An 11,877-nucleotide genomic window follows, 5' to 3' on the forward strand; every position below is an offset into this window, starting at 1 on the left:
AATCGTGCCAATGTTCACGTGCGGCTTCGTCCGCTCAAATTTCTGCTTGGCCATGGTTCTCTCCTTCGATTCCTTCGGGCTGCTCGACCTCTCAGGCCTCCGCGGTCTGCCTTGTCTATCTCCTGAATCGGCTCGTTTCTATCTATTCAAAGCGGAACATTCCGCCGGTATGTTCCATAATGGCGTTGGCGATGTTCGCCGGAACCTCTTCGTAATGCGAAAACTCCATGCTGTGCGTTACCCGCCCTTGCGTTCGCGAACGGATGTCATTGGCGTAGCCAAACATCTCCGCAAGCGGCACAAAGGCCAGCACCTTCCGCGTCTTCCCGTCCAGTTCCATCTCGTCGATGCGGCCGCGGCGCCCGCTGAAATCCGTCACCACTTCGCCGGTGTATTCGTCCGGGCAAAGCACTTCGATCCGCATCACGGGTTCCAGCAGCACCGGCCGCCCTTTCGGGATCGCCTGCCGGGCCGCAATGGCACCCGCCGTGTGAAATGCCAAGTCCGACGAGTCAACTTCGTGATAAGCGCCGTCCAGCAGAATCGCCTTCACATCCACTACTGGATAACCGGCCACGACGCCGGTGTCCAGCGTCTCACGAACACCCTTCTCGACGGCCGGCACGAACTCCTTCGGCACGCTCCCGCCAACCGTCGCGTTCTCGAACACAAAATGCGAACCCTTTTCGCCGGGCTCAAAGGCCAGCTCGACTTCGGCGAACTGGCCGCGGCCGCCCGTCTGACGGGCGAACCGCACCCGCGTCTCCGTCCGCGCGCGAATGCTCTCCCGATAAGCCACGACCGGCTTGCCGACATTGGCAGCGACATTGAACTCTCGCTGCATCCGGTCAATGAGGATCTCCAAGTGGAGTTCCCCCATGCCGGCAATAATCGTCTGCCCGGTCTCCTCATTCACCCGCACGTGGAACGTCGGGTCTTCATCCGACAGCTTCTGCAAGGCATCGGACAACTTGTCCTGGTCGGCCTTGGTTCGCGGCTCAATGGCCACATGTACCACGGGGTCGGGAAACACGACCCGCATAAGCTCGATCGCCCTGCCGGGGTCGCACAGCGTATCCCCCGTGGTTGTGTTCCGGGCCCCGATTACGGCCCCGATATCTCCAGCCCGCAGCTCGTCGAGATCCGTGCGCTCATCGGCATGCATCTCGAGCAGCCGGCCAAGACGTTCCTTACGGCCCGTCCGCGTGTTCAGCACTTGCCGGCCCGCCTTGACCACACCCGAGTACACCCGGAGAAAGGTCAGGCGCCCTACGTGCGGATCCGTCAAGATCTTGAACGCAAGGGCCGAGAACGGCTCGTCATCCGACGGGTGCCGGATGACCTGCTTCTCCGGCTCGCCCGGCCTATGTCCGACCACTGCAGGCACATCCGCCGGCGACGGCAAGTAATCCACCACGGCATCCAGCAGAAGCCGCGTGCCCTTATTCTTCAGGGCCGAGCCACACAATACCGGACAAAACCGGTTGGCTACCGTCCCTTTGCGCAACGCCGCGACAACTTCTTCTTCGGCAATGGGTTCCTCATGAACGTATTTTTCCATCACCCGCTCGTCCGCTTCCGCGGCAGCTTCAAGAAGATCATGCCGGGCTTCTTCGGCCTTTGCACGCAAATCCGCCGGGATTTCGCAGAACTCCTGCGTGCAATCGACGCCCTCGCCCTGCCACGTGACCATCCGCATCCGAACGAGGTCGATGACCCCCCGGAAACCGGATTCCTTGCCAACGGGTATCTGAACGGGCACCGGGTGCGCCGCAAGGCGCGTCCGCATGCTTTCCACCGCGCGGTCAAAGTCCGCCCCCACACGATCCATCTTGTTTATGAAAGCTATCCGGGGGACTCCGTACCGCAGGGCTTGACGCCACACTGCCTCGGACTGCGACTGCACGCCAGCCACCGCGCAAAACACCGCCACGGCGCCGTCAAGAACCCGCAGACTCCGCTCGACCTCCGCCGTAAAGTCCACGTGACCCGGCGTGTCAATGATATTGATGCGGTGATCCTTCCACGTGCACGCGGTGGCCGCCGACATGATGGTGATACCCCGTTCACGCTCCTGGGCCATAAAGTCCATCGTAGCGGTGCCTTCGTGCACTTCGCCCACGCGGTGGACCTGCCCCGAATAGAACAGGATGCGCTCCGTCACGGTCGTCTTGCCCGCGTCGATGTGCGCGGCAATGCCGATATTACGAGTTCTTTCCAATGGAAAACGCCGAGACATAAGACCCCTTTCAGAGAGTTATAAGACCACCGCAAACGAATCGGTAAGCCGACTCGTCCGGTCCGTCCAACTCTTCTGTCCTATGTGCGTCACCACTGGTTGTTTCTCGCAGCACTCAACGGTTCCTGCTGGTGCGTTTAGCGATTCAACTGTACGCGCCCGGGCGCCCATACGCCTCGCCGCGCTACCCTTATCTAAACTCACCGGCGCCTTCGCGCGGGGCACAAAAGCCCCCCACTCGCGACACGCCGTTTCAAACCTTCGTATATGCGTTGGCCCGACCCTGCCGAACTCAGAATCGCAGGTGGGCGAAGGCCTTGTTGGCCTCGGCCATCCGGTGCGTATCTTCCCGCCGCTTAATCGTGTTGCCCTGCCGGTTGAAACAATCCAGCAGTTCCGCGCCCAGCCTTTCCGCCATGGTCTTCTCGCCGCGTTTCCGCGAAAACTCTATAACCCAACGGAACGCCAGAGCCGTGCGGACGGCGGGCGCTATCTCGACGGGCACCTGATAGGTGGCGCCGCCGACCCGGCGCGATTTCACCTGAAGCAAGGGCTTGGCGTTATCAATGGCCGTCTCGAATACCCGGATCGGATCCTCATTGGGAAGCTTCTTCTTAAGAACATCGAGCGCGCCGTACACGATGCCTTCCGCCACGCTCTTCTTCCCGCATACCATCACCGTGTTGATGAACTTCGCCAACAAAGGGCTCTTGTATTTCGGATCCGGAAGCAGTACCCGCTTGGGAACCTCGCGTCGTCTTGGCATTGGAAACGCCTATCCCTTCACTCTTGTGGCCGCCACCCTGCCGGGCACGGCACCAACCTACTTTCCCGTTACAAATTCATCCGCGCCGGTTCCGGCGCAGCGCACACTCACACCTTGGGCTTCTTCACCCCGTATTTCGAACGGCTCACCCAGCGCCCGTCATGAACAGGCTTGCCGTCTTCTTCTTTCTTGCTCGCCGACCCACCCATATCGCCGCTGGCATCCAGCACGCCGCGAATCAAGTGGTACCGCACACCGGGAAGGTCCTTCACACGGCCTCCACGGATCATCACCTGCGAGTGCTCCTGCAGATTGTGCCCGATTCCCGGAATATACGACGTGACCTCCATCCCGTTCTTCAGACGCACACGGGCGACCTTCCGAAGAGCCGAGTTGGGCTTCTTCGGCGTCATGGTGTACACGCGCGTGCAGGTTCCCGAAGCTTGCGGGCATCCCTTCAACGCCGGAGATTTTGTCTTGTTCGTCTTGCGTTTCCGGCAATTGCGCACGAGCTGATTAATCGTCGGCAAAACCTTTCTCCTTGCTATAACGTGCTTTAGAGCGTCTGCGGCACCTCGCGAAGCGTGCATTTTGCGCCGCTTTTCGCGCACAACACTCCCACTAGACAGCGGCCGGTGAGTTTATCACACAAATACCCGCATGTCAAGCATTTCAACAAGTTTGCGCCCGGCTCATTTCCAGGCGCCTACGCGAGGGCATCCTCCGCCTCGTCAATGTCCGGCTCTTCCGTCGCCGGACCCACCTCAAGCTCCTCCGCGAAGTCCTCTCCCGCGTCCTCCGTCAACACGGCCTGCGCATTCTCGTAGTGACGGCTGCCCGTGCCCGCGGGAATCAAGTGACCGATGATCACGTTCTCCTTCAGGCCGCGCAAATAGTCCCGCTTGCCCGAAAGTGCCGCATCCGTCAGCACGCGAGTAGTCTGTTGGAACGACGCCGCCGCAAAGAAGCTCTCCGTGCTCAAGGCCGCCTTTGTGATGCCCTGCAGAATCGGCTCCGCTTCCGCCGGGATGCCGCCTTTCGCAACAATCTGCTGGTTGACCTCCTGGAAACGTATCCGGTCCACTTCCTCATGCGCAAGGAAAGGCGTATCGCCCGGACTCTCCTTGATTCGCACCTTCCGCAACATCTGCCGAATGATCACCTCGATGTGCTTGTCATTCGTCCTCACGCCCTGGAGCCGGTAGACCTGTTGAATCTCGTCGAGAAGGTACTTGCGAAGCGCCTCCTCGCCCTGCACCTCCAGAATGTCTTGCGGAATCACGGGCCCATCCGTCAAACGCTGTCCCGCATACACGCGGTCGTTCGCCTGCACGTTCAGACGTTTGTTCGGCGGGATGGTGTACTCGCGCTCCTTGCCCACCGGCGGAATGATTCTGACCTTACGCATGCCTTTGGTCGCGCCGCCCAGCTCCACAATCCCGTCAATATGGCTGATCACCGCCGGATCCTTCGGCTGGCGGGCCTCAAACAACTCCGCCACGCGAGGAAGACCGCCCGTGATGTCCGTGGTCTTGCTGAACTGCCGTTGCGTCTTCGCCAGCAGATCGCCCGCCATGACCTTGGCCCCGTCCGCAACCAGCACATGGGTCTGCGCCGGAATCGTGGCGTAGGCCAAGACCTCATTCTCCTTGCCCAGGATCGTGATCTGTGGATGCAAGTCCTGTTTGTGATCCGTGACAACGCGCTCTTCCAGACCCGTGTCCGGGTTGATGTCCTTGCGCATCGTCACGCCTTCAACCATTCCCTCGAAATGCACTGTACCGGCCGCCTCGGCCACGATGGATTCATTGTAGGGGTCCCACTCGTACAGAAGCTTGCCCTTTTTCACGGCCGCCCCGTCTTCCACATGCAGCAAACCACCCGGCGGCACCGCATAGCGCTGGATCTCTTTCCCTTCTTCATCCATCAGAGCGACCTCGCCGCCGCGATTCACCACGACCCGCTTGCCGTCGCGGTTTGTCGCCAAACGCACGTTGCGGAATTCAATCACGCCGCTGTCGGCAAGGCGCACTTCACTCGATTCAACCTGCCTGCTCGCCGCGCCGCCAATATGGAACGTGCGCATGGTGAGCTGCGTGCCCGGCTCGCCGATGGACTGAGCGGCAATGATGCCAACGGCCTCGCCCATCTCCACCAGGTCGCCCGTCGCCAGGTTGCGGCCGTAACATTTCGCGCAAACACCGCGCTTCGAGTCGCATGTGAGAACCGAACGGATGCGCACGCCGGGAAGCCCCTTCTCGACGATGAGCCGCGCCTTGTTCTCGTCGACCTCTTCTTCAGCGCGCACGATTGGCTCGCTTTCGCCCGGCACCGTGATATCGTCCAGCGGATAACGCCCGACGATGCGTTCTTCGAGCGGTTGCACTACTTCCGCCCCATCCATCAGCGGCTCCACCCAAACCCCATTGAGCGTCCCGCAGTCGTCCTCCTCGATCACGACGTCCTGGGCGACATCGACCAGCCGGCGGGTCAGGTATCCCGCGTCCGCCGTCTTCAACGCCGTATCCGCAAGACCCTTGCGCGCGCCGTGCGAAGAAATGAAGTACTCGAGCACCGTCAAGCCTTCCCGGAAATTCGAGGTGATCGGCGACTCGATGATATCGCCCGACGGCTTGGCCATCAGGCCGCGCATCGCCGCCAACTGGCGAATCTGCTGTTTGTTGCCGCGCGCGCCCGATTTCAGCATCAAGTTGATGCCGCTGAAGCCCTGCTCGTTGGTCTCGAGCTCTTTCAGCATTGCCACAGTCAGCGACTCGGTCGCCGTGGTCCATTCATCGATGACTTTGTTGTAACGCTCGCCCTCAGTGATGAGCCCGTTCTGATACATCTCGTCAATACGCGCCACCGCATCCTTGGCTTGCTTGATCAGGTCCGCCTTGGTCTGCGGCACGATCAGGTCCCTCACCCCGATCGACAAACCGGCAAGAGTCGCATACTTGAACCCGGTACGCTTGAGGGCATCAAGCAGCTCGACCGTCTTGTTGTGCCCCAGTTTCAGATAGGCCGCGGCAATCACATCGCCAACGGTGCCCTGCGTCTGTTCCCGGTTCACATCATGCAGGCTGATCTCTTCCGGAAGCGATTCCTTGAAAATGACCCGCCCAACCGTCGTGTCGACGACCGCCCCCTCATGCCAAACCTTGATCTGAGCGTGCAGATCGACCTCGCCAAGCTCATACGCCACCAGCACCGATTCCAAATCCGGATAGACCTTTCCCGGATTGAGGATCGCGCCATCCGGCCCGCTCCACTCCGGCTGCCACTCGCCCTTCGCCCCCTTGCGCGCTCTGGTGATATACGCAATACCCAGCACGATATCCTGACTCGGGGTCGTGATGGGACGGCCCGTCGACGGCGAGAAGATGTTCGTCGAGGAAAGCATCAACAGCCGGGCCTCGAGTTGCGCCACCGGCATCAGCGGAACGTGCACCGCCATCTGGTCGCCGTCGAAATCCGCGTTAAATGCCGCGCACACCAACGGGTGAATCCGGATAGCCTTGCCTTCGATCAACACTGGCTCGAACGCCTGAATGCCCAAGCGGTGCAACGTCGGTGCGCGGTTCAGCAATACGGGATGATCCTTGATCACCTCGTCCAGGATATCCCACACCTCGGCCCGCCCCATGGCAATCGTCCGCTTGGCAGCTTTGATGGTCGAGGCAATCCCCCTGTCCTTCAACTCGCGAATAATAAACGGCTCGAACAGCTCAAGGGCCATCTTTTTCGGCAGGCCGCACTGATTGAGCTTCAACTCGGGCCCTACAACGATCACCGAACGGCCCGAATAGTCCACGCGCTTCCCGAGCAGGTTCTGGCGGAACCGCCCCTGCTTGCCCTTCAGCATGTCGCTGAGCGACTTCAGCGGGCGGTTGCCCGCCCCCAGTACCGTCCGCCCATGACGCCCGTTGTCAAACAACGCGTCCACCGCTTCCTGGAGCATGCGCTTCTCGTTGCGCAGAATAACCTCGGGAGCCCGAAGCTCGATCAGCCGCTTCAGCCGGTTGTTGCGGTTGATGACGCGGCGGTACAGATCGTTCAAATCACTCGTGGCGTAGCGGCCGCCCTCGAGCGGCACCAGCGGGCGCAGATCCGGCGGGATGACCGGAATAACGTCCAGCACCATCCACGCGGGGTTGTTGCCCGATTTCCGCAACGCCTCAACCACCTTCAGCCGCTTGATGGCCTTCGCCCTCCCCTGCATCGAGGTCGTCGTAGCCACCTGGTTATGCAATTCGGCGCTGAGCGTATCGACGTCGATCTCCTCCAAGAGCAGCTTGATCGCCTCCGCGCCCATCTTGGCCACAAAACGGTCGCCCCACTCTTCCCGGGCGTCCTGATACTCGTCTTCCGTGAGGGTCTTCATCTTCTCGAGACTGGTGTCCCCCGGATCTATCACCACATAATTCTCGAAATAAATGACCCTCTCGAGGACCCGGATCGAAAGATCCAGCAAGTTGCCGATCGAGCTCGGCGTCGTCTTGAAAAACCAGATATGGGTAACCGGCACCGCAAGCTTGATGCATCCCATCCGCTCGCGCCGCACTTTCGACTCCGTGATTTCCACGCCGCACCGATCGCACGTGATGCCCCGGTGTTTCACCTTCTTGTATTTGCCGCAGCCGCACTCCCAGTCCTTCACAGGGCCGAAAATGCGCTCGCAGAAAAGACCGTCCTTCTCCGGCTTGAACGTCCGGTAGTTGATGGTCTCCGGCTTCTTCACTTCTCCCCGGGACCATTTCAGGATCTCCTCGGGAGAAGCAAGGCGAATCTGCAGCGCATCAAACCGTTCACTCGTCGTAGGAACATACTTCGACAAGGTTTAGCCCTCCACCTCTTCTTCGTCTTCGTCCACATCCGTGCCATCTTCAACGCGGGCCAGTTTTATCACGTCTAAACACAGCGACTGCATTTCACGCACCAGCACATTGAACGATTCCGGCGTGCCGGGCTCGACATCCCTGTCGCCCTTGACCACCGCCTCGTATGCCTTGGTGCGGCCCTGAATGTCGTCCGACTTGATCGTCAAAAGCTCCTGGAGGGTATATGCCGCGCCGTACGCCTGCAGTGCCCACACCTCCATCTCGCCAAACCGCTGGCCGCCAAACTGCGCCTTACCGCCCAGCGGCTGCTGCGTCACAAGCGAGTACGGCCCTATGGCACGGGCATGAATCTTATCGTCTACCAGATGATTCAGCTTCATCATGTACAGGTACCCGACCGTCACCTGCTGATCAAAAGGCTTACCGGTCCGGCCATCGCGCATCGTGATCTTGCCGTTGTCCGGCAAACCGGCCTTTTCCGTAAACTCGCCGATGACGCTCTCCGAAGCCCCGTTGAACACGGGCGTCGCCACCTTCATCCCCAGGCACTTCGCCGCCCAGCCCAGCGTCGTCTCGAGCAGCTGGCCCACGTTCATGCGCGAAGGCACGCCCAGCGGATTCAGTACAATCTGAACCGGCGTCCCGTCCGGAAGAAACGGCATGTCTTCCACCGGAAGAATCTTCGCAATGACGCCTTTGTTCCCGTGACGCCCCGCCATCTTGTCGCCTACCGAGAGCCGCCGTTTCGTCGCCACGAACACCTTCACCAGCTTGATGACCCCCGGCGGCAGTTCATCGCCTTTTCGCAGCATCTCAATCTGGCTGTCGCGAAACGCGATCAATTTCGCCTCTTCCATCGCGGCCATGTTGACCAGCCGCGTCACTTTCTGCTGGAGCTTCTTGTCTTCCACCCGCAACCGGGCCAATACGCCGTAATCCGTCTTCTCGAGATGCGAGACCTTGACCTTCTTGCTCTTCTCGAGCGCCAGCTCGTCGGTCTTGTGGTCCACCACGTCCTCGAGAATGCGAAGCCCGATCATGTCGTCTTTCAGGAGTTTCACGAATGTCGCCCGCACCTCGTTGATCCGCTCCTGGTACTCGCGCTTCACCTTCGCCACCTGGGCCGAGATCGCGCCGCGAGAACCGCTGTCGGTCTTCTCGCGCCGGCTGCATACCCGCACATCCACCACGACGCCTTCGGCGCCCGGAGGCACCGTCAACGATGCGTCGCGCACATCCTCGGCCTTCTCGCCGAAGATGGCCCGCAAAAGCTTCTCCTCCGGGGCCAGCTCCGTCTCGCCCTTCGGCGTGACCTTCCCCACCAGGATGTCGCCGTGCTTTACCTTCGCGCCCAGACGCACTATCCCCGACTCGTCGAGGTTCTTCAGCGCATCCTCACTGACGTTCGGAATGTCCCGTGTGATTTCCTCGGGACCCAGCTTCGTGTCACGCGCCTCCAGCTCGAATACCTGAATGTGAATCGAGGTGAACGCATCCTCCTTCACCAAATCGTCGCTGATCAGGATGGCGTCCTCGAAGTTGTACCCTTCCCAAGGCAGGAACGCGACCAGCGCATTCCGCCCCAGCGCCAGCTCTCCGCCATCCGTCGCCGGACCGTCCGCGATGATCTCGCCCGCCTCAACCTTGTCGCCTCTGTTCACGATCGGTTTCTGGTTGATGCAGGTGTTCTGATTGGACCGCGTGAATTTCTTCAAGCGGTACACATCCTCCTCCGAACGGAAGGGATTTTCATCGGGGCCCTGCCCCCGTTTCGTATGACGAACGCGAATCACGTCGCTGTCCGCATATTCGACCACGCCCGAACGGTCCGCTTTGACCACCGTGCCGGCGTTCTTGGCCGTGACCCGCTCGAGGCCCGTGCCCACCAGCGGCGCTTCCGTCTTCAAAAGCGGCACCGCCTGCCGCTGCATGTTCGACCCCATCAGAGCGCGGTTCGCGTCGTCATGCTCCAGGAACGGGATAAGCGCGGCCGCCACGCTCACCAGCTGCTTCGGCGAAACGTCCATGTAGTCCACTTCGCTCGGGTCGGCCTGCGGGAAATCCCCCCGGTGGCGCGACAGCACCGTCGGATTGACGAACTTGCCGCGCTTGTCCAGCGGCGCGTTGGCCTGGGCAATGATGTAATTGTCTTCATCATATGCCGATAACATCTCGACCTCGTCTGAAACCCGCCCGTTCTCCACTTTCCGGTACGGCGTCTCCAGGAAACCGTACTCATTGATGCGGGCATAGGTCGACAACGACGCCATCAAACCGATGTTCGGGCCTTCCGGGGTCTCGATGGGGCAGATTCGCCCGTAGTGAGTCGCGTGAACGTCGCGCACCTCGAACCCCGCCCGTTCACGGCTCAAACCCCCAGGGCCTAGCGCGCTCAAACGCCGCTTATGGGTCAATTCCGCCAACGGATTGATCTGGTCCATGAAGTGAGACAACTGGCTGCGGCCAAAGAAATCCTTGATAACCGCGCTCACCGGCTTCGGGTTCACCAGATTCTGCGGGCTCAACTGGTCGTCGTCCTGGAAATTCATGCGCTCACGCACCGTGCGCTCCATGCGCACAAGACCGATCCGCACCTGGTTCGCGAGCAACTCGCCCACCGCCCGCACACGACGGTTGCCAAGATGATCGATGTCGTCCAGCACGCCCTCGCCGCTACGCAGCTTCACAAGATACTGCAGCGTGGCCACAACGTCTTCCTGGGTGAGCGTCTTGGTCTCCTGCGGGGTCTCCAGGCCGAGCTTCCGATTGATCTTGTACCGCCCTACCGGAGCAAAATCGTAACGGCTCGCATCGAAAAACATCCGCTGGAAAAACGAACGGGTCGTGGCATCCGTCGCAGGATCGCCCGGACGAATCCGCCCGTACACCTCGCGGTACGCGTCTTCCTGGGTCTGGCTCGGGTCCAGTGCCAAGGTCTGGGCCAGAGACGGGTCGCGCGCAAGATCCTCTTGCTTGATAGCGCTGAATTCCCGGACATTCGAAGCCATCAGCCGCTCGACAATCAGTTCCGTCAACTCCTCCGCCGCGTCTACAATGACCTCGCCCGTTTCCGGATCCACCACATCTTCCGCGGCCATCCGCCCCAGAAGATCCTCTGGAGCATACGATTTGCTGCCGATCTTGACCCGCGTGCGGCCCAGTTTCACCGCATCCGTTCCATAGAAAAGTTTTAGAATCGCATCGTTCTCCTCAATCCCAAACGCACGCAGAAACGTAGTCGCCAGGATCTTCGAACGACGATCAATCGTCAGCCAGATAATGTCGTTTACATCGTACTCGAACTCGAGCCACGCCCCCCGGTAGGGAATGATGCGCGCAGTCAACAGAACCTTCCCGTTCTGATGAACCTTCGTCTCGAAAGACACCCCCGGAGACTTGTGAAGCTGGCTCACAATGACCCGCTCGGCGCCATTCACAATAAAGGTGCCCGTCGGCGTCATCATCGGCAGTTCCCCGAGAAACACCTCCTGCTCAACCATCATCTGTTCGCGCAAATCGCTGGTAGTCCCCACTTCCTCGTATTTTACAAGCCGAAGAAGCGCCTTCAGCGACGCCGCGTACGTCAGGCCCCGCTCCTGGCACTCGAGGACCGTGTACTTTGGCGGCGCAAACGAATAGTGAACGAATTCCAGTCGCGTCAATCCATCCGGCGACGCGATCGGGAAGACATCCATGAACACTTCCTGCAAGCCCTTCAGTTCGCGCTCGTCCGGCGGAACCTCCCATTGCAGAAAGTCCGCGTACGACTTCGTCTGGATCTCAATCAGATCCGGCAACTCCATCACGTCGGGAACGCGGCCAAGCGACGAACGGTCAATTGATTTGTCGGGAGCAACAGCCATACGAATACCCTTCTGGTTGTCCTACAAACCTTTAGAGAGTGAGCCAAAAGAACGGTTTACGGCCTTATGAAGTACTGGGATTCTTCTCGCAGACACACTTCACCTCGAGTGGCGCAAACAAGAAACATACCAAATTCTGAATCCCATGTCAAGAAAGCGATACAGAAA

5 protein-coding genes are annotated in these 11,877 nt (G+C 60.2%); all 5 read right to left on the reverse strand.

All coding sequences use genetic code 11. The features are described from left to right. Positions 1–142: 142 nt before the first annotated feature. Positions 143–2,239, reverse strand: coding sequence for an elongation factor G (gene fusA / locus PLJ71_21380; GenBank protein HQM51242.1), 2,097 nt, complete (start codon positions 2,237–2,239; stop codon positions 143–145). Between the two features lie 292 nt (positions 2,240–2,531). After that, on the reverse strand, positions 2,532–3,005 hold the full coding sequence (gene rpsG / locus PLJ71_21385) for a 30S ribosomal protein S7 (protein HQM51243.1): 474 nt from the start codon (positions 3,003–3,005) through the stop codon (positions 2,532–2,534). A gap of 107 nt (positions 3,006–3,112) precedes the next feature. After that, complete coding sequence (gene rpsL / locus PLJ71_21390) at positions 3,113–3,535, reverse strand: 30S ribosomal protein S12 (GenBank protein HQM51244.1); 423 nt, start codon at positions 3,533–3,535, stop codon at positions 3,113–3,115. A 176-nt stretch (positions 3,536–3,711) separates the two neighbouring features. After that, a complete protein-coding gene (rpoC, locus tag PLJ71_21395) occupies positions 3,712–7,842 on the reverse strand; it encodes a DNA-directed RNA polymerase subunit beta' (GenBank protein HQM51245.1) in 4,131 nt (1,376 codons plus the stop codon). 3 nt (positions 7,843–7,845) lie between these two features. Beyond that, a complete protein-coding gene (rpoB, locus tag PLJ71_21400) occupies positions 7,846–11,709 on the reverse strand; it encodes a DNA-directed RNA polymerase subunit beta (protein HQM51246.1) in 3,864 nt (1,287 codons plus the stop codon). Between the last annotated feature and the right edge of the window lie 168 nt (positions 11,710–11,877).

The sequence above is a fragment of the Candidatus Hydrogenedentota bacterium genome (genome assembly GCA_035416745.1).
Taxonomy (GTDB): Bacteria; Hydrogenedentota; Hydrogenedentia; order Hydrogenedentales; family SLHB01; genus UBA2224.

Coding starts and splice junctions, on each gene's coding strand:
- fusA (HQM51242.1), bottom strand. CDS start 2,239: ATGTCTCGGCGTTTTCCATTGGAAAGAACTCGTAATATCGGCATTGCC.
- rpsG (HQM51243.1), bottom strand. CDS start 3,005: ATGCCAAGACGACGCGAGGTTCCCAAGCGGGTACTGCTTCCGGATCCG.
- rpoB (HQM51246.1), bottom strand. CDS start 11,709: ATGGCTGTTGCTCCCGACAAATCAATTGACCGTTCGTCGCTTGGCCGC.